The 17,949-nt window shown below is 44.0% G+C and carries 18 protein-coding genes and 2 tRNA genes; 7 read left to right on the top strand and 13 right to left on the bottom strand.

Features of this window, described 5'->3' with window-relative positions; translation table 11 throughout:
* Both LEPTO7376_RS16215 and LEPTO7376_RS24940 read right to left on the bottom strand, forming a co-directional pair.
* Window positions 1-369: a pentapeptide repeat-containing protein gene (locus LEPTO7376_RS16215; RefSeq protein ID WP_071880699.1), complete on the bottom strand. Its 369-nt coding sequence runs from the start codon at window positions 367-369 to the stop codon at window positions 1-3.
* 34 nt (window positions 370-403) lie between these two features.
* Window positions 404-1,098, bottom strand: a protein-coding gene (locus LEPTO7376_RS24940) for an IS1 family transposase (protein WP_160148640.1) whose coding sequence is annotated in 2 segments (ribosomal slippage) — window positions 404-774 and window positions 774-1,098 — 696 coding nt in all. Because the reading frame shifts where the segments join, the coding sequence is not laid out codon by codon here.
* A gap of 47 nt (window positions 1,099-1,145) precedes the next feature.
* Between LEPTO7376_RS24940 and LEPTO7376_RS16225 the strand changes: the two genes are divergently transcribed.
* From LEPTO7376_RS16225 to LEPTO7376_RS16240, 4 genes are all read left to right on the top strand, one after another.
* Window positions 1,146-1,619: a transposase gene (locus LEPTO7376_RS16225; protein WP_071880700.1), complete on the top strand. Its 474-nt coding sequence runs from the start codon at window positions 1,146-1,148 to the stop codon at window positions 1,617-1,619.
* A 246-nt stretch (window positions 1,620-1,865) separates the two neighbouring features.
* Window positions 1,866-2,522 (top strand): hypothetical protein, encoded by a 657-nt coding sequence (locus tag LEPTO7376_RS16230; RefSeq protein ID WP_160148488.1) that lies wholly within the window; start codon window positions 1,866-1,868, stop codon window positions 2,520-2,522.
* Window positions 2,523-2,693: 171 nt separating this feature from the next.
* Entirely contained in the window at window positions 2,694-4,544 is a 1,851-nt protein-coding gene (locus tag LEPTO7376_RS16235; protein ID WP_015135238.1) for an alpha/beta hydrolase, read from the top strand.
* Window positions 4,545-4,621: 77 nt separating this feature from the next.
* Window positions 4,622-5,896, top strand: coding sequence for a valine--pyruvate transaminase (locus LEPTO7376_RS16240; RefSeq protein ID WP_015135239.1), 1,275 nt, complete (start codon window positions 4,622-4,624; stop codon window positions 5,894-5,896).
* A 15-nt stretch (window positions 5,897-5,911) separates the two neighbouring features.
* Here the strand turns inward: LEPTO7376_RS16240 and LEPTO7376_RS16245 are convergent, their stop codons facing one another.
* The 4 genes from LEPTO7376_RS16245 to LEPTO7376_RS16260 form a co-directional block, all read right to left on the bottom strand.
* The gene (locus LEPTO7376_RS16245; RefSeq protein ID WP_015135240.1) at window positions 5,912-6,505 is read right to left on the bottom strand and encodes a hypothetical protein; all 594 of its coding nucleotides are present in this window, start codon (window positions 6,503-6,505) and stop codon (window positions 5,912-5,914) included.
* 24 nt (window positions 6,506-6,529) lie between these two features.
* Complete coding sequence (locus tag LEPTO7376_RS16250; RefSeq protein ID WP_015135241.1) at window positions 6,530-7,948, bottom strand: DUF4335 domain-containing protein; 1,419 nt, start codon at window positions 7,946-7,948, stop codon at window positions 6,530-6,532.
* 7 nt (window positions 7,949-7,955) lie between these two features.
* Entirely contained in the window at window positions 7,956-8,594 is a 639-nt protein-coding gene (locus LEPTO7376_RS16255) for a DUF3038 domain-containing protein (RefSeq protein ID WP_015135242.1), read from the bottom strand.
* A 214-nt stretch (window positions 8,595-8,808) separates the two neighbouring features.
* Window positions 8,809-9,108, bottom strand: coding sequence for a DUF2288 domain-containing protein (locus LEPTO7376_RS16260; protein ID WP_015135243.1), 300 nt, complete (start codon window positions 9,106-9,108; stop codon window positions 8,809-8,811).
* Window positions 9,109-9,280: 172 nt separating this feature from the next.
* On the opposite strand from LEPTO7376_RS16260, the gene LEPTO7376_RS16265 reads away from it, so the two are divergent.
* Window positions 9,281-9,352: transfer RNA gene (locus tag LEPTO7376_RS16265), tRNA-Gln, on the top strand.
* Window positions 9,353-9,385: 33 nt separating this feature from the next.
* On the opposite strand, the gene LEPTO7376_RS16270 is transcribed toward LEPTO7376_RS16265, so the two are convergent.
* Window positions 9,386-9,715, bottom strand: a complete 330-nt coding sequence (locus tag LEPTO7376_RS16270; RefSeq protein WP_015135244.1) for a YbjQ family protein — start codon at window positions 9,713-9,715, stop codon at window positions 9,386-9,388.
* A gap of 463 nt (window positions 9,716-10,178) precedes the next feature.
* Between LEPTO7376_RS16270 and LEPTO7376_RS16275 the strand changes: the two genes are divergently transcribed.
* Window positions 10,179-11,606, top strand: coding sequence for a sensor histidine kinase (locus tag LEPTO7376_RS16275; protein ID WP_015135245.1), 1,428 nt, complete (start codon window positions 10,179-10,181; stop codon window positions 11,604-11,606).
* A gap of 91 nt (window positions 11,607-11,697) precedes the next feature.
* Here the strand turns inward: LEPTO7376_RS16275 and LEPTO7376_RS16280 are convergent, their stop codons facing one another.
* The 4 genes from LEPTO7376_RS16280 to LEPTO7376_RS16295 all read right to left on the bottom strand — a co-directional run bounded on the left by LEPTO7376_RS16280 (window position 11,698) and on the right by LEPTO7376_RS16295 (window position 15,660).
* Window positions 11,698-11,907 (bottom strand): hypothetical protein, encoded by a 210-nt coding sequence (locus LEPTO7376_RS16280; RefSeq protein WP_216700250.1) that lies wholly within the window; start codon window positions 11,905-11,907, stop codon window positions 11,698-11,700.
* 123 nt (window positions 11,908-12,030) lie between these two features.
* Window positions 12,031-12,513, bottom strand: a complete 483-nt coding sequence (locus tag LEPTO7376_RS16285) for a DUF1499 domain-containing protein (RefSeq protein WP_015135247.1) — start codon at window positions 12,511-12,513, stop codon at window positions 12,031-12,033.
* A 48-nt stretch (window positions 12,514-12,561) separates the two neighbouring features.
* Complete coding sequence (locus LEPTO7376_RS16290) at window positions 12,562-14,352, bottom strand: hypothetical protein (RefSeq protein WP_015135248.1); 1,791 nt, start codon at window positions 14,350-14,352, stop codon at window positions 12,562-12,564.
* An 87-nt stretch (window positions 14,353-14,439) separates the two neighbouring features.
* A complete protein-coding gene (locus LEPTO7376_RS16295) occupies window positions 14,440-15,660 on the bottom strand; it encodes a site-2 protease family protein (protein ID WP_015135249.1) in 1,221 nt (406 codons plus the stop codon).
* 127 nt (window positions 15,661-15,787) lie between these two features.
* On the opposite strand from LEPTO7376_RS16295, the gene LEPTO7376_RS16300 reads away from it, so the two are divergent.
* Window positions 15,788-15,861: transfer RNA gene (locus LEPTO7376_RS16300), tRNA-Pro, on the top strand.
* A gap of 347 nt (window positions 15,862-16,208) precedes the next feature.
* On the opposite strand, the gene LEPTO7376_RS16305 is transcribed toward LEPTO7376_RS16300, so the two are convergent.
* Both LEPTO7376_RS16305 and LEPTO7376_RS16310 read right to left on the bottom strand, forming a co-directional pair.
* On the bottom strand, window positions 16,209-16,493 hold the full coding sequence (locus LEPTO7376_RS16305; protein WP_015135250.1) for an HU family DNA-binding protein: 285 nt from the start codon (window positions 16,491-16,493) through the stop codon (window positions 16,209-16,211).
* Window positions 16,494-16,775: 282 nt separating this feature from the next.
* Complete coding sequence (locus tag LEPTO7376_RS16310; protein WP_015135251.1) at window positions 16,776-17,879, bottom strand: AI-2E family transporter; 1,104 nt, start codon at window positions 17,877-17,879, stop codon at window positions 16,776-16,778.
* Between the last annotated feature and the right edge of the window lie 70 nt (window positions 17,880-17,949).

Genomic DNA, 17,949 nt, shown 5'->3' on the forward strand with positions numbered 1-17,949 from the left:
TCATTTTGGACGACGCTCCTCAACCCATTTTTCTGCTTCTTCGAGCGTATTAAAATCTTCTGGATATCGCTCATGTAAAACCAGAGCTAAACGATCCCAATCGCGGTCTGGGTCAAGACCTAAACCTTCTGGTAGTAAAGCTCCACAAAGTAATGGCGGAGAATCTTCGCTACTGAGTTGACTCGATGTCAAATTTCGAGCATGACGAAAATCTGTTTTCAACAAAATTGAATTGTTGAGGTTGGCGTCTTCGAGGTTGGCGTCTTCGAGGTAGGCGTTAGAGAGGTTGGCGCGAAAAAGATGCTTGCCAACTTGCTTTGTGAAAGTCTCAACTCCTAGAGAATCAGCATAGAGAATAATATTTAGCAATCGATTTTGGGCGTTGGTGAATAGAGGTATGAATCTATGAGGGTCGAGGGATAGGGACATCCCAGAACTTGAGATAGTGAATCAGCAATCGAATCGAATGCTTTAACATCTCTAAAGACTTGGAATAACATAAGGTCTTTCGATGGAGTCGAGCGAGATAATGCCGCAATCGAGTGTTCTCTCCTTCGACACGAGTCATGTAGGTCTTACTGATAATCTGGTCACCATCGGGTACAAACATGGGATAAACATGCCAGCCATCTGTGATGTAGAAGAAGCATCTCCAGAGACTAACCATTGCCCATAATGGTTTGAATGTCTCTGCGCTTCTGTCACCAACAGTCCAAGCGAGAATACCTGGTTGAAAGTGGTCTACGGCAGTCCAGAGCCAGACCTTATTTTTTTAGCACCGACGAATGTTTGAAGTTCATCGAGTTCGCCAACCTGAGGCACCTGCTCAGGTGCATAAGCATCAGGTAGTAATTCAGCGACTTGTTTGACCCAAGTGATGACGGTAGTGTGGTGCACTCCTTTCACCCGTTCAATGGCTCGAAAGCCCATACCGTTGACATACATTTTGAGGCATTCACGTTTGAAGGACTTTGAGTAGCCGAGCTGGCTGTAGCGGTCGATAAACTGACGACCGCAATCTACACAGATGTGATTCTGTTTGCCTTTTTTCTTTCCATTCTTACGGATATGAGTAGATTGGTATTCTGGACATTCCATTGCGTCAACAACCTCCATTCATACCTCTATTCTGCAACGCCGAAGCGGTGTTCCCAAAAACGAGAGTGCAATTATGTATCGTTCATCTGATACGAAATAGCCTGAAATTCGTTTCTTGGAAAGACCGTAAGTCCGTGGTGTCAGACCTCAAGCCCATTTATCTGGCCGCCACAGTTGCCAAGGCAGAATCTGCCTTAACTGCTTTTGCGGAGCGTTGGGACGGCATCTACCCCACTATTTCCCAGACATGGCTGAATCATTGGGACAACATCATTCCATTATTTGATTATCCAGCTCCCATCCGCCGCATCATTTACACCACCAATGCCATTGAGGCAGTCAATCGCTCTTTGGGCAAGGTGTTAAAAACCAAGAGCATGTTCCCCCATGCAGATGCTGCCCTGAAATTGCTGTATTTAGCCCTGAAGAATTTGATGAAGAGATGGACGATACCAATACCCCATTGGAAAAGGGCCTTAAGCTATTTTGCCATTGATCATCCAGAGTATTTTCTTCACTAATTTTCTTGGCTTACACAAAATTCTTGACACTCCCGTCTACTCTTGAGGCGATTAGCCTAAAGCTAGGCTTTTCAAACACCCTCTTAACTGAAATTTTATAATCTTCCTTTAAACTTGCATTGTTTATTTAAATAAAGGCTTAAGATCTGGTTAATGTATTTAACCGGTGATTAAGTGATGATTACTGAGCAAGGCAAAGTTCGGTTGACGACATACTTTCTGGGGGGGATAGCGGGAAGTCTAGTGATGGCAAGTATCATTGGTCAAGCAATGTACTATTTGCCCCACCACAACTCGATTCAATACATTTTATCCACGATGTTCTATGTTGACCGTGAACATAATGTTCCGACTACATTTGCGAGCTTACTGTTGTTGTTTGCGGCAATTCTCTTATTCACAATTGCTCTTAATCAGGTTAAGAAAAAATTAGCTGCTAGTCATTGGTTTGTGCTTGCATGTGGATTCGCATTTATGTCAATTGATGAGATGTTCTCGCTACATGAACGTTTAATTCAGCCAACACATAATCTTTTGACTGGTTTGTTAAATGTTGAGCATTTAGGACTTTTTCGTTTTGCGTGGGTTATTCCAGGAATTGTATTGGTGATGTTGTTGATCCCTTATTTCTGGAATTTTGTGATGGAGTTACCGCGTCATACTCGCCGAAATTTTATAATGTCTGCTGCAATTTTTCTTGCTGGGGCGATTGGAACAGAGTTGATTGGCGGTTATTTTTTCGAGCTATATGGTGTTGATAATTTTGCTTATAGTATGATTGCGACAGTTGAAGAAAGTCTGGAGATGACGGGTGTCATTTTGTTCATTCATGGATTGATGAGCTTTATTGCTGAATCTAAGAGTGAGGCGATCGCCGAGAATTCCCTTCCTGAGGCTTTTTAATTAGATGTAATAAGGATTGGCCAGTAGTTATTGTCTCTAGTTTTGGCTGATTTTTGCTAGTTTGAACATGGATAAGGTGCGACTAAGCAGGAACTTGTCGCTCAATCGCATAGTCAATAAAGCAAGTATTTGCACATTAAATTTCAGCTGGAGCGTTAAGAGAAGGTCGATATGAGCAAAGGTCAATGGTGGAGCCCGCAATCTGTCGGAACAATGATTGGGGCGATCGCCTTGGTGATAGGCTCTAGCTCTGCGGCGATCGCCGCAGATACCTTGAGATTACGGATTGGCCCATTGCAGCAAACCTTGGCTGTTGATGATTTAGAAAATTTTGCAGAGACTGGCGATATCCCCACAAAACTGCTGCCCTACAAAAGTTTTCTCAGCGGGAATATGCGGGGCTTTCTCCAGAAAAGTTTGAATGTGCAGCCTGAAGTCGCAACCCAATTTTTAGATGAATTGTGGGAGTCACCTACCGGAAAAATTGTCCTAGATCAATTGCAAATTGCGCTACCTGATACTTCTGTCGATGGACTGAAAACTGCGTTAAATGCTGTAGCGGGTCAAGAGCTCAATATCAGTGCTTTAAATGTTTTAAGAGCTTATCCTGCGAAAGAATTAACGGTTGATTTAACGGCGGTGGCAGGATTGCTGTTACAAACGAATTTGCCGAATTTACAAAGCCAAATCCTGAGCCCTAGGATTACAGATGATCTAGAGGTGGAACCAGAAGAAGTTGCAATTATTCCGTCAAGTTTAGACCCCACAGCAGCTGGTGAGCAGTCAGTGCGTCGTCAAACTGTAGTGCTGCGAGATTCTGATCGTGATCGCACAATTCCAGTGGATATCTACGATAGTCCTTCCGCGAAAAATCAACTGATTGTTTTGTCCCATGGTTTTGCTGCCAATCGTCGTTTTTTAGACTATTTGGCCTATCATCTGGCATCTCATGGTTATACCGTGGTTACACCGGATCATCCCGGTAGTAATGTGCAATCGCTGTTTGATTCTGGTCTGAATTTTGAAAATTTATTGCCAGCTGATGAATTTATTGAGCGTCCAAAAGATATTAGTTTTGTTTTGGATGAGCTGGAAACCCTGAATGTATCAAAGGAATATCCAGGACAGTTTGCAACGACGAATGTCACGGTGATTGGTCACTCCTTTGGTGGGTTTACGGCGCTGGCTCTGGCGGGAGGAGTTGTCGATCCGCCTGCGATTCGCAACCACTGTAATCAATCGAATCCTTTGATGCGTGCGCCCGGAGATTGGCTGCAATGTGCGGCTTCGGAGTTGCCCTATGGTCGTCTTAATTTAAAGGATGACCGCATTAAACAGGCGATCGCCCTGAATCCGATTATTGGGGAAGTTTTTGGGACGGATGGCTTAAGTGAAATTGATATTCCGACTATGGTGCTTACGGGTACAAAAGATGCCATTACTCCAAGTTTGACTCACCAACTTTTGCCATTTAAAGAGTTGGGTGGTGAAAAATATTTAGTGGTGGCTGATGGCGCAACCCACATGAGTGTGACGGATTTGAGTAATCGAGATAATCTCTTGTCGCAAAGTACTTTGGTGCCGGAAGTGATGGGCGCTGAAGCTGAACCCGTACGGGAAATGTTAAAGGCTTTGAGTTTAAGTTTTGTCGAACGTCATGATGAAGCTGGAGAAACTTATGGTGACTTTTTATCCGCTGGCTATGTGCAATCTTTGTCGAGTGACGCCATTCAACTACGTTTAACCCAAGAAATTTCTACAGAGCTGGAGCAATTTCTGAGCCATTTGCCCCAAACTAAAATTACAGCGGCGCGTGCTCAACAACCATCATCTTCTGATCAAAAACAGTTTTTTTTTAGCTTCTGGCGATCTCCCAAAAAACCTAAGTTACAAACTTACCCCACAGGAATTTTAAGAGCGAACCTAGACCCTTTTTTCCAAACAGCTCTCAATGTTGATGCCGCAGATTTATATTCGGTAGCCCATTTGAACGATGATCAGTCAACGCAGCAATGGAATTAGAGTTTTAGTTTTATTTTCGGCATGTGAACTTTGGCTGAAAAGGTAAGATAGAGCAATTCAATTGACCCCTTAGTGTGATGTCCCAGACTCCCCAGCTTTCGAAATTTGGTACGCAGATGTCTCGTTTAACCGGGGTGCGCGCCATTATGAAGGATATTATCGATACCCTAAAAGCGGGAGCAGGACAAGAATTCATTAATCTCAGTGCGGGTAATCCAGTAATTATTCCCGAGGTGGAACAGCTCTGGCGTGATTGCACAGCAGATTTATTGGCGAGTGCAGAATACGGTGAAGTGGTTTGTCGATATGGTTCATCTCAGGGTTATGAGCCACTCATCGAGGCGATCGCCACAGACTTTAATAAGCGTTATGGGTTGAACCTTACTAGCGACAATATTGTTATTACCCCCGGCTCTCAATCGCTTTATTTTCTCGCGGCAAATGCTTTCGGAGGATATGATGCGGGCGATCGCCTCAAAGAAATTATTTTGCCTCTGAGCCCTGATTACACAGGCTATGGTGGCGTAAGTTTGTATCCCGAAGCAGTTAAAGCTTTTAAGCCAAGTCTCGATATTGATAGAGCCAGCCATCGTTTTAAATATCGTCCAGACTTTAGCCAACTGAAAATCGATGAAACGTCTGGTTGCGTTATTTTTTCGCGTCCTTGTAATCCGACAGGTAATGTTCTCAGTAATGATGAAACCAAAAAAATTGCAGACCTTGCCGCAACTTATGATGTACCTGTTTTAATTGATTCGGCTTATGCACCGCCTTTTCCAGCTCTGAATTTTACGGAAATGAAACCGTTATTTGGTGGCAACATTATTCACTGTATGAGTTTATCGAAGGCTGGTCTGCCCGGTGAACGAGTGGGTATTGCCATCGGTGAGCCAAAATTTGTAAGTATTTTGCAAGCATTTCTCACGAATGCCTGTATCCATTCCTCTCGATATGGCCAGGCGATCGCCACCCGCGCGATTCAGTCGGGAGCCTTAGCCGAAATTGCGCTAAATGTGATTCGACCTTATTACCAAAATAAAATCCAGATTCTCACGGCTAAACTAGACCAATGTATGTCGGATGATATTCCGTGGTATCTTCACCGTGCAGAAGGCGCAATTTTCGCGTGGCTTTGGTTTGATGAACTGCCAATGACCGACTGGGAACTCTATCAAGAATTGAAAAAAGTTGGTGTGATTGTCGTGCCTGGTGGTCCATTTTTCCCCGGTTTACAAGAGCCTTGGGAGCATAAACAACAATGTTTGCGCATTAGTTTGACAGCTAGTGATCAAGATATCGAGACTGCTGTAGAAAGGCTCGCGGCGATCGCCCAGCAGATTTATGCGAAATAATGGCTTCTCAATGGGTTAGAAAATGTTGAGTTGTTTCGGTTCTGAGGCTGCTGCAATGAGGCGATCGCAACCAGAATCTGGATATGCCCAGCGATAATGGCATTCCTTGGGATTGCCCCAACAGAGGGCGAGATAAACTTCATCGCGACCAATATCAATTTCTGCCCATTCAGCTAGCTGACCCGCCAGGCGAATTTTCTCCGCTGTCAGTGGGTGAGTTTCGTGATTTTTTAATTCCCAGAAATTTAGGCCTGCGGTAATTTTCCACCAGAATTGCATCACAGTTTCTTTTGCATTTTGCAGAACTGTTTTATCTGAGTCAATCGCAATTAGTTGATGATGAATTTCTGGAAGTTTAAGCTCGTACTCACCGACCTTAAGATCACGCCAAATAATACCTGACACTTGCTGCTCAAGCTGGTAATTATGGATTTGTTGGGTGAAATCTTTGCAAGCAAAAACCTTCCCAACCTGTTCTAGATCTAAGGCCATACTCACAATTGGTACACCCACTCGATCTTCGGAGGAGAGCAAGAGGCGATCACCTCGCCATGCAGCTTTCAGCTCTTGGTCAAGGATACGAATTAGATCTTCGGTGCTGTAGGTCATGACGTTCGAGTCAGTCCATCATTTCTAACGATACCCTGCCCAAGGACTGACTTCCACTACCCCATTGGGTTGGAAAACAACATTAACCTGTGTGAGTGGTTCTTGAGGAAGAATACTAGTGCCAGGGATAATCCCTGCGGCTTCTGGCTGGATGAGAGCTGGTAAAGGCGTTTCTATGACTGCGGCTTCTGCTGATGCGCTTTCTGAAATGTAGAAGGCGATCGCCCCGTCATCAGTAACGCCAATGCTATATCGCAATGGTTTATCGGTAGCAACACTTTTTGTTTCTAAAGCACCTGCAATGTCACGGCGAACACCCGATACAAGCTCTCGTAGTGCATTACCGCGCACTTCACTTGTATCAAAGGAAATATCACCCGCAGTGCCATTCCAAGGACTAACCTCTAAAACTTTGTCATCAAAGACGACTTTAAACTGACCCACTTCTTCAGAACTGGCGATCGCCTCATCAACGGAAGAATAAGCTAGCTGTGGCAATGGCGTTGAATTCACCAAATCTTCTGGCGTATCTTCAATGGCTTGATAACCAACAATTGCACCATCTGTCGCAACAGAAAGACGATAAGCGGCAGTTTGATCTTCCTGGCGATCTGTCCAAGCTTCATTCAAGGTTTGATAAAGGTAAGTCTGCATCATCGCCAAACTTAAACTGTCATCAATTTCAGGGACGGTATTTAAAAGCTCGTCCAATTCTGCATCAGAAATAGACGCTTCCTCTGGGACTGTTGCATTGGAGATAGCCTCTTCCTCTGTCGAAATGCCAGGTTCAGTTTCTTCTCCCGTATTCTCCGTTGTTTGCTCGATTGTCTCAGAACCGTTATTGTTGGCGGCTTCTTCTATTGGTCGAGTGGCTTCTGGTACCGGTGCAAAGAACAGTGCAAAAGCTGTCAGCGCAAAACTACTCACACCAATCAGAGGGGGGGTCACTCGCTCTGCCAAGGACTGCTCAGGAATACTGTAGCGCTTACTGAGTGGGGTTAAAGGAAGAACAAAATTTGGGAGCGTTAATCCGTCAGCCAAGAACTGATCGATTGCCTCTGTGAGATCAAAGAGTTCGGCAGTGGTTAGGTGCACTTCACTATTCGACTGATCCGAAGGAGTTGTTTCACCCTGCTGCCAAAGAACACGGTGGACATTGCTAGGTTCGATCGTTTCGATCAGAACTTGACCGTTCTCGATTGTGCCTTCGGGATCAATGGGGTGCTGCATGCCACTGAGTAATCCTTGGGCATACTCACTGACTGCTTGAACGAGGTGATCGAAAAAAACCTTTCCGCCATTCAAGACTTGTCGAGATGAGAGAAATCGACATTCGACATTGGAGAGTACTGCGAGGGTTTGGAGAGAATCACCAGTGCCATCATCGAAGCCTTCGAGGATGAGGGTGCAATTTGGGAGGCTGTATTGTCTGAGAATATTCATCGGTTATCTAGCTGACTTCTCCATCAAATAAGCTAACCCAAAGCCGTTGTGCGCCAACGGTTCCGGTACAAAATAGTAGTTTCTGAAGTAGATCTAAAGCAAGTTCGTTAAGGTCTTGCTTGGATTGGTTATAGAGCATCACGCGGACACGACGGTTATTCATGCGACTTTTAAAGTGGGCACGAAAGCGCTCTAGGTATTCGGATAAACGGAAATGGTTATCAAACGGGAGTTGTCGGCTGCGTACCTGTTGTTCTGCGAGGAGTAGCTGACGTAATAATGCGGTGAGCTGTTTCGCGCGATCGCCAACAATAAGAACAAGGGCTTTCGCTTGAGTGGGCGTCAAATCCTGGTGGGTGTGCGATCGCCGCCAAGGATTACTACATCGTAACCGCCAAAATGCGACCCGATTCGTCACAATACTGTCGAGCTCAAGGCGTTTGGCGGAAGCAAGCATGAGTTCCGAACCACCAAGTTCGAGCGCTTCGAGAGCCAATAAAAGTAAATCGATTTGCTGCTGAGCGCGCCGAGGAAAAGCTTTCCCCTCCGGTAAAATATCCGGCAAATTTCGCAACAGATAAGGTTGATCTGATGCTGAAGGTTGGGATGTACTAGGGTTGGGCATTACGCTCACGGTCTCATTCATACTCACATGCAAAATTAATTGCACAGTTTCGATTAATTACTGTACTGTTCAGCACTTCAGGACGTTAATCCGAAGGAAATTAGGCGATTACGCCGTTCAAATCATAGGACATGATGCCCTGATCCACACAAGGATGGGCGGATCTATTCGATCAGTTTAGCGCATGGTGCTGAGAAAACTTTGTGCTTCAGATGAAGATAATAAATACGTAAGTTTAGTCTTCTACCCTGTCGTAGTTAACCAGAACAAAAGGTTGCACAATTAATGTTGGGAATTTTTGCCCCTTTGCTTTACTCCAATCAGTCAATTCTTCCTTGGTTGGCTTGCGCACCAGAGTTCCTTCCATCCACTGGCTCACAAGGGCTGTATTGTCCGTGGCGATCGCCTCACCCACCATTAATAGATCAAGAGAAGGATGGACAACAATAATCGCATCTCGACCCGCGTGGGGAGCGAGATCTTCCCATTCACTTTCCCCGAAACCCGTTTTTAACTGTTCGCGCAGATCTGACATCAGAAATATTGAGAGCAACTGTAATGGTGTACTGGATTTTCGAACTTTTGACAATAAAATCTACAGTCACATCGAAACATTTTACGCCTGAAAAAAAATCCGTTTGTCCCTTGACAATCCAATTTTGTCTGGATATAGTAGTTAAGGCTTAAGCAAACAAAGTTTAATGCTTTGGGGTGTCGCCAAGTGGTAAGGCAGCGGTTTTTGGTATCGCCATTCCTAGGTTCGAATCCTAGCACCCCAGTTTGAATCAAAGAATACAGATGGAAGTGTGTCTCTAGTTTCCGAGAGTCACGGCAGTACCTGTCGCAGTGATCAATAGTAATGCCCCTTTCTCATCGACGTTAATAGTTCCGGTGTCGATACTGATTCCGATTACAGCATTTGCACCTTGTTTTTTTGCATTTCGTTCTAGCTCTTTAAGGGCATCTTGGTGTCCTTTCTGAAAAACTTTTTCATAGCTACCAGTTCTGCCACCAATCATGTCTCGGATGCCTGCAAAAAAGTCGCGAAGTGCATTCGTTCCATAAACCACTTCTGCTGTCACAATGCCTTGGTAAGACTCAATTGTTTTGCCTTGGATAGTACTTGTTGTCGTTAGAATCATGAATTAAATCTCAGCTTTTTTTTAGTATAGCGAGTAGTTTGAGGGAGAGAGTTCGTGTCTATGTATCTCCGCAATCTGGCTGGCTTGATTTTGATTGCTATCGATAAAACTTTATATTTTAGAAGTGTGATAAAAGTCTAGGAATTCCTCTTTATATATTGATTTCTCTGCCACTACTACAGAACTTTTGTGTTTAACAATGCACTGAAAAGATTGAGACAATGATCTTGTGATAAGAAACTATTTCAGCGCTTTAGCCGATGATGATTTCGTCGATGAAAAGTACTATTTAAACAGGTTGTTTGTTCATTGTTGTAAATCTAATGAGATAGCAACACACAATAATTGCTCACATTGATACTGGAGAATTCAAGGTGCTCTCACTCCGTGTTACTAATGAGCTTAGGTTGAATATTGACCTTTATTGATCAAGAAAATCTGGACTTTAAAAAGGAAGATGGCGATGACTGCAATGAATCAGTTAGAGAACAATATATTTCCTATCCCGAGTAATGAAGCAGAGCGCTTGGATGCCCTTGAGGAGTACCAAATTCTCGACTCTTTGCCTGAGCAGAGCTTTGATGATTTGACGGCGATCGCCGCCCAGATTTGCGGAACACCCATTGCCTTAATTAGCTTGGTTGATAAAGAGCGACAATGGTTTAAATCTCGCCAAGGCATTGACGCAACTGAGACACCCCGTGGTCATTCATTTTGTACCCATGCCATTATGGATCCTGAAGAAGTACTGGTTGTACCAAACGCTTTAGAGGATCCACGTTTTTTAGTCAGTCCACTTGTTAAGGCGGCCCCACATATTCGTTTTTATGCTGGTGCGCCTTTGGTTAATCCTGACGGCTATGCTTTAGGGACATTGTGTGTCATTGATGATCAACCTCGTAATTTAAGTGACGCTCAAAAAACAGCTTTAGAAGCACTCAGCCGTCAAGTTGTAAGTCAACTGGAACTGTTTAAACAGACAAATCAACTGCAGCACCAGGTCGAAGTCTCACAGCAAAAACAAGAAGTTTTAGAAGACACCTTAGAGCAACTGAAACAAACTCAAACTAGTTTGATTCATGCTGAAAAAATGTCTACTCTGGGGCATTTAGTGAGAGGCATTGCCCATGAAGTGAATAACCCGGTGAATTTTATTTTTGGCAATTTGAAAAGTCTAGAGGATTATGCCACAGATTTGTTTGAACTCTTGGATCAATATCAGAATGATGTGAAAGTTGAGTCACCGGAGTTGGCTGAATTAAAAGAAGAGATTGACTTGGAATATCTCCGGCAAGATTTCCCGAATTTGTTTGATTCGATGCTGAACGGAGCTGAGCGTATCCGGAATATTGTGAAATCCCTCAGACTCTTTTCACGTCTTGGTGAGGAAGGGAATAAAAATATAAATCTGAATGAAAATCTTGATGCAACGCTTGACCTCTTAAAGGCCCAGCTTGATGAGCAAGGCTCTGCGATTGAGCTAGTGCGAGATTATGACGAAAATCTACCGAGTGTTATTTGTAATATTGGGTCGATTAATCATGTTGTGATGCTAATGTTGCACAATGCGATTGATGCCCTGGCACAAGGTGTTGGTGCTGAGCATGAGAGCCCTCATCAAGCGACGATTAGTGTTTCTACGAAGCAATGTGATGGAGAATATATTTATATTTGCATTTCAGATAATGCTGCGGGAATTTCTGAAGCTCTACAAGAGAAGATTTTTGAACCATTTTTTAGTACGAAACCCATCGGTGAAGGTACAGGTTTAGGTCTTGCGATTTGTCAGCAAGTGGTGGCTCAGCATAATGGCAAATTGTTGTGTAAGTCAGAGATTGATGTTGGGACAACGTTTGAAATTATTTTGCCAACAAATACGACTTCATTTTAAGAAACTCAGACCTGAATACTTCATAAAAAAGCCCCCAACAAAAAATGACTTGTTGGGGGCTTTTTTTATGCTTGCTTTTATGGAAAAAAGATTAGATTTCTTTCGTCACATCGACTTTACCGCGATTAACAGAGCGAAGGATGCGATTTACTGCGCGTCGTTCGTCTTCTGACAAATGCTCGTCTAGGGACGCAGCCATCAAACCGTAGCGATCGCCCAAAGTTAACTTCCCTGATATCGACACTGAGACGAGCATCTCAGCGACAGCTCCAGGTAGAAGTGTAATGTTCGGGCAAGGCATTATGATCATCGAAACTTTATATTTGACTACTTCTATAGTCCTTAAAAGTTTTGATTTTTTGGGTGATCCCCACAGTAATTAAGACGTGATTTTCAACCCACTTTTTTGTGAGCTAGGTCACATTTATTGGGCAATGCCTAGGTCTTGTAGGGCTAAGCGAATTTGCTCAATGCGACGTTGATTAACGCCAAGATCGGATTCGCCAAGGCGAGAAGCGGAACGGAGCTGAATTGTGGAGTCATTTTCAGGGAAATAAAACTCGACATCATCAACAAAACCTAATAGACGGCTGCTGGATTCGGCATGGATATAGTTATCTGTTGACTCGACAATTTTTGTGCGGGGAACAACGGATAAAACTTGCTCAAGGGCTTGGCGTACTGTCTGGCGATCGCCGACATAGGCAATGGGCTCAATGGTATGGGTGTCATCCGCATCTTCGCTGGCGACGCAATTCGGGCTGTCGGGACAAGGGGCGAGATGATTAGCTTCGATACCGATATTTGTGGGGGAAGCACCAGGGAAAAGCGAGGCGGCGGAGCTAACAGCAGGGGTTAGACACCAGAAGAGACAGACAAGGATGATGGCGTAGAAGCGGGACAACATAAAGACGTTTCACCAAACGAAAAACAATGTTCTCTATGCTAAACAACTTTAGCCATCGGCATCTGCTTTTATCTCGATTGGTTTCCGAGAATTGTCTTGGTGAAGGGTCTCATGGTGTTCCTGCAAATAGGCGATCGCCCGTTTAAAGTATTGTGGTTCGTCGGTCTGAAATATTTGCTTGTTGAGGTTCACTTTTCGGAGGCGATCGCCCACCCCTTGTCGATAGGCCGTATTATCCACGAGCTTGAGAGCGAGTTTGACATAATCATTTGCGTTGGTTGCAACCAGTTCCGCCATTCCCACCTGACGCAGTAATTGAGGGCCGATGCGATTTGCCCATTTTTTCCCCTCATAACCAACGATCGGTTTGCGGAGATATAGATTGTCCAACATCACGTTTGATCCCCCAAAAGGATAGGAGTCCAAACTAAAATCTCCTTCCTCCAGCAGTGCCATATAGTCTGAATAGGGTTTGCCAAGAATTACTTCAAATGATTCTGAAGGCAATATTTGTGCAAGATCCCGCGAGAAGGGAATTAAACCATTTTTGCGGAGAGAGTGGCTGGGGAAAAATCGGAAAAATACTTTTTTAGTGGCTTTTTTGTGGATAAATCCCAGCAGTTTGACCAACGGCTCATTGATTTTTTGACCAAGCCACGGGCAGTTAATCACAATTTCTGAGCGAGATTTTTTCGGGTTCTGTAATTCGTAGTTGGGGCAATCATGAACCGCGCCATTACCAGGCAATAAAACCAGGCGTTCGTCATAATGCTTTGTCGCTAGTGATCTCACCTCCACCGTGCCACCGGAAATTATGTAATCAATATTTGATCCATAAGTGCTGACAGGGTGACCTGTTCCCGCAATTTGGATAGATGCAATGCGTAAATTTGAGAGCAAAATACTTTCTGGACTCATGCCCACATCTGGAAAATAGGCGATCGCGAAATCGTTTTGGCGAATGGGATCGAGATTTAAAGCACCATCAACCACTTCTAATGAAATGACATCTTTAAACAAAGTTTGATCAACGGTGTCGAGATTCGAGCCGAGATAAATCAGGGTGAGATCATAGTCTGGAATTAAGGCTTCGAGGAAAATGTGGAGAGTTCGATAAACGGAATGATTTTGTTGCCAGAAGGCTGTAATGATGGCAATTTTGCGGGGATTCGGGTTGATATTTTGGATATTCGCCGTTTGACAAAAGGTATTGTCGCGGATGGCTTGGTTTAAGCGCTGTTTAATTGGGCGATCGCCTTCGTGATTAATATAAGTTGCCCCGAAATAGACATCAGCAATATTGGCAAATTCAATCAAACGTTCATCATCGGTATAAGCGATGTGGCGACGAAGATTTTTGCGGGCGATTGGATTCACCTGTGCTGAAAGATAGAGTTCGATGTAATAGGAATACCAGCGTGCAGCGAGGGCAGCATTTGTAGAAAATAGCAGAGGATAATCGACTTCTGTTTTGCAGCGGGGGTTCAGGAGAGTCAGAATTTTAATGAAATTCTGCGGCTGTTTTTGCAGGATATGCAGGTAATAGTCGGTGGTTTTTTGATGGGAAATAGCGGTGAGATTGGCAATGATGGGGTTGAGCTGGATAAATCTCAATGCATGGCGATCGCCCAAAACATAATCCGCTTGGGAAAATAAATACAGAAAATTTTTAATAAAAACGTCAATAAAATATTGCAGCTCTGGCGTGATCTCGGTGTAGAGCACCGTTTCAAAATGTGCCAGCATCTCGATAAATGCGACAGACAACTGGTCATAGTCGCCGTCGAGATAGAGCTGTAGATAGGTTCTGGGGTTAAAGGTCGGCTGGGAATCTTGCACAATAAAACTTGTCAGCTCGTAGTGAAGCGATCACGGGTCAAATCAAGGTTCCTCAGCATTATAAATCCCGTGAAAGTTACTGGCAGATTAATTATCTTCCTGAAGCTGTGCCGCAATTTCGACGACGGGAAATCCTTTTGGATAAATCCGCTCATTACGCATTTTTTTGATTTCATCGGAGGACATCTCAAGGCCATATTCATGGGCGATCGCCAGAATGATTTGCGCCCGATCCACGATCCCCGCCACAGCACCAGCAGGTGATAAAACGGTAATAAAGTTGTCGTTGAGTGTCTCTAATTTACAAATCACCTGTACTAAACTCGAGCTCTCCGAAACCGATTCAATCTGGTCGAGAGCGATCGCAATATCTTTTAGCTCCAAAGTATTCCAACGGCTTCGTTCAATACTTTGCAATGCGTCTGGTCGGATTAAGCCGCGATAACGTCCTTCTGAACTCGCAAAAATTGCTTTTTTCGGGGCGATCGCCATCTGGGGCAAAATATATTTTTCAGCAAAAGCCAGCAATGTTAAATGGGCATCTACAACCCGAAAATCGCGATTCATGACCTTGTGGGCTGTCAGGGACAATAGAATGGTTTGTAGATCAGAGAATCGCTCATAAGCACTGGCATTCCGCAGAATAAACCAGCCGAGTAATGAGACCCATAGCCCCATCACTTCGCCAGCCAATAGAGTTACTAAGAGCCCCACTGCAATACCAAAACTTCCCAGAACCTTGCCACTTGTCGCGGCATAACGAACACCCTTGAGGCGATCGCCTGTTAATTTCCAGATAATTGCTTTAAACATTTGACCACCATCGAGTGGTAGCCCAGGCACCAAATTGAAGAGCGCCAAAATTAAATTAATGCGGGAAATATCCCGCGCAAAGAAATGAATCAGACTCATCTTCGGCGTATACATCAGTAGAACACTGCATAGTCCGAAAATAATGAAACTGACTAGTGGCCCGGCGATCGCCACCGCGAAAGCCTCAAGCGGCGTTTTTGATTCCCGTTCGATCGAAGCCAACCCACCAAACAAAAATAAGGTGATCGATTTCACCTGAATGCCCTGGGCTTGCGCCATTAAACTATGGCCTAGCTCATGGAGCAACACTGATAAAAATAAGAGCAAAGCCATCGTTAATCCCGTTAGCCATGATAGCCACGTTGACCCGGCGATCGCCCTGACCGCTACGTCATTAGCATCGACACTCGTAATCAAAAGGAGTATCAAAAACCAAGAACGATCAATAAAAAGCGGGATACCAAATACAGCCCCTACCTGCCAAGTCTTCTGCATAACCCACAAACTACCAAGAAAAAGAAACAGCCCGATGCACAGATATCATAACAATTACTCAATTTTTCAGTGAAAAAAACTTGCCATTTCTAAAATATGCGTTTAGAATGTAAAACTGTTGAGAAAACGGGGCGTAGCGCAGCTTGGTAGCGCACCACTTTGGGGTAGTGGGGGTCGTGGGTTCAAATCCCGCCGCTCCGACTCAATGAGAAAAAGAAAAAAATCCCCCATTAAAAAAACTTCCAGTCTAGTTCTGGGAGTTTTTTTAATGGCTATTTTTATGAGAGTGAACTCCAACTAAAAACCTACGGCCATTATCCATTTTGACTATTCAACTTGAAATATAGGTGATTGCCTATATTTATCTGAATGCTTGCCTTTGAAAACGCAAAAACTGTGATGACTTGCATCACAGCTCAACCTTCTGAGGCAAAAAACACGAAATTTCAAACTTATAACTAATGATTAGTTACAAAAAAGCTCAGAAAGTCACCATCTCGACAATCTAAGCCTCCACAAAACGAGTCTGAAATTTTTGCCAGCTAACCCTATTTTTTCTTAGGAGCGACCATTTCCTTGAACTGTTTACCAGCAGAAAATGCAGGTACAACAGTTGCAGGGATCTGCATCTTCTCGTTTGTCTTAGGGTTACGGCCTTCTCTTGCTTTGCGTTGACGAGGCTCGAAAGAACCAAAACCAACAAGGGTAACTTTGTCACCATTAGCGACAGCTTCCATGATGGCTTCTACGGTAGCACTAACAACAGCATCCGCTTGCTTTTTGCTGATACTTGCCTTAGATGCGACCAAATCGACTAATTCGCCCTTATTCATCAAGAATCTCCTAAATATTGAGTAATTGTGAGCAGTATATGTAAAAAAATCAGGGAAAACAAGAACTGTGCTGGCGCATTCGGAACGACTAACGGCCCAAAGACAGCTATTCTGATGTTTTCCTGCATTATTCTAAGCGCTCTTTAGGTAAAAAGGATCGCTGAAAGCATTAATTTACATAGATTTCAACAATTTTTTTTGTTTCAAAACTTCAAATCTACTTTTTTTGCTGAAAATATCCCCCTTAGATAGAGGACAAAGGGGGAGAATCGCTACAATACCCTAGTTTTTCTGGGATGTGAGCTTATTGAAGGGAGATGCAATTTTTAAAGGGGTGTCAGCTTTTTGTTTGAGATAGAGGTTGTCAAGTAGAACAGCAGCTCCAGCAACCCAAGGGGGCACAATAACAGCGCCTAAAATGCCAAGGACTTGGGCACCCCCCAATACGGCTAACAATTGGTATAGAGGGTTAACTTTGACGGAGGAGCCAACCAGTAATGGATCTAGGACATAGCTTTCTAGATTTTGGATGAAGAGGAAAAGCAGAAAGACCCAGAGGAATGTCCAACCACCTTGGGCGATCGCCACGATTAGAGCCGGCACAGCACCAATTACTGGGCCAAAAAACGGAATGAGATTTGTACCACCTGCAATTACCCCAAGACCGAGAGCAAGATCTGAGATGCCGAGTAAACGTAATCCAATCGTAATTACAACACCTAAAATTCCTGATACCAAAAATCGGCCTTGGATATAACCACCCATCCGTTCGCTCATAGGCTCAGCTTGTGCCAGTAATTGTTTGTCCCAGGGTTCTGGAAAGATGCTAGTAAATCCTTTGAGGAGTTTGTCTGAGCCTGAAAGCATATAGGCAGAGAGAAAGAACGCCAATACTAAACTAAGGATTCCACCGATTACTCCGCGTGTGATGCCATAGGAACGAATTAGGACTTCCTGCGATGAACGAAATGCCCAAGCTGTTAAGGATTGGAGATCAAAAAGTTGGCTGAGTTTATCGAGTAAATCTGGTTCTGTCATTCCCAATCGCACAAGGAGTGACTGTGCTAAGACGCCGAGGATTTCGAGATAGAGCGGTAGTTTGCGAGCCAGTTTTTGAAGTTGGTCGGCTAAGGTTGGCCCCATCAAAACAACAAAACTGATAAAAATAGAAATTAATCCGAGATAAACACCGATGACAGCTAACCAACGAGGAACTTTAAAAGATTCGGCGGTGCGAATGACTGGCGCAAGGGTCGCAGCAATCACTACAGCAATCATCAATACGACCAATAGGCTTCGTAGCTGCCAGAGTAAAAACAGTAGCAGCACTGAACCAACAATCAGCAATAAGGTCGACAGAGAAACGGTAACTTTCCGCTCAGACATAGGGATTTAGAAAAGAGTCTCGGTTGATGGTTATTGTAGTTATTTTCAAACCTCAGCATCGTAATTGATG

Source organism: [Leptolyngbya] sp. PCC 7376 (assembly GCF_000316605.1).
In the GTDB taxonomy this organism is placed as follows: Bacteria; Cyanobacteriota; Cyanobacteriia; order Cyanobacteriales; family MRBY01; genus MRBY01.

Excerpts from the sequence above, each read along its gene's own strand:
- LEPTO7376_RS16260 (WP_015135243.1), bottom strand. The coding sequence starts at position 9,108 with ATGTCAGATCTGCGCGAACAGTTAAAAACGGGTTTCGGGGAAAGTGAA.
- LEPTO7376_RS16275 (WP_015135245.1), top strand. The coding sequence starts at position 10,179 with ATGACTGCAATGAATCAGTTAGAGAACAATATATTTCCTATCCCGAGT.
- LEPTO7376_RS16295 (WP_015135249.1), bottom strand. The coding sequence starts at position 15,660 with ATGCAGAAGACTTGGCAGGTAGGGGCTGTATTTGGTATCCCGCTTTTT.
- LEPTO7376_RS16230 (WP_160148488.1), top strand. The coding sequence starts at position 1,866 with ATGGCAAGTATCATTGGTCAAGCAATGTACTATTTGCCCCACCACAAC.
- LEPTO7376_RS16250 (WP_015135241.1), bottom strand. The coding sequence starts at position 7,948 with ATGAATATTCTCAGACAATACAGCCTCCCAAATTGCACCCTCATCCTC.
- LEPTO7376_RS16255 (WP_015135242.1), bottom strand. The coding sequence starts at position 8,594 with ATGAATGAGACCGTGAGCGTAATGCCCAACCCTAGTACATCCCAACCT.
- LEPTO7376_RS16305 (WP_015135250.1), bottom strand. The coding sequence starts at position 16,493 with ATGAATAAGGGCGAATTAGTCGATTTGGTCGCATCTAAGGCAAGTATC.
- LEPTO7376_RS16270 (WP_015135244.1), bottom strand. The coding sequence starts at position 9,715 with ATGATTCTAACGACAACAAGTACTATCCAAGGCAAAACAATTGAGTCT.
- LEPTO7376_RS16235 (WP_015135238.1), top strand. The coding sequence starts at position 2,694 with ATGAGCAAAGGTCAATGGTGGAGCCCGCAATCTGTCGGAACAATGATT.
- LEPTO7376_RS16240 (WP_015135239.1), top strand. The coding sequence starts at position 4,622 with ATGTCCCAGACTCCCCAGCTTTCGAAATTTGGTACGCAGATGTCTCGT.
- LEPTO7376_RS16310 (WP_015135251.1), bottom strand. The coding sequence starts at position 17,879 with ATGTCTGAGCGGAAAGTTACCGTTTCTCTGTCGACCTTATTGCTGATT.
- LEPTO7376_RS16285 (WP_015135247.1), bottom strand. The coding sequence starts at position 12,513 with ATGTTGTCCCGCTTCTACGCCATCATCCTTGTCTGTCTCTTCTGGTGT.
- LEPTO7376_RS16245 (WP_015135240.1), bottom strand. The coding sequence starts at position 6,505 with ATGACCTACAGCACCGAAGATCTAATTCGTATCCTTGACCAAGAGCTG.
- LEPTO7376_RS16280 (WP_216700250.1), bottom strand. The coding sequence starts at position 11,907 with ATGCCTTGCCCGAACATTACACTTCTACCTGGAGCTGTCGCTGAGATG.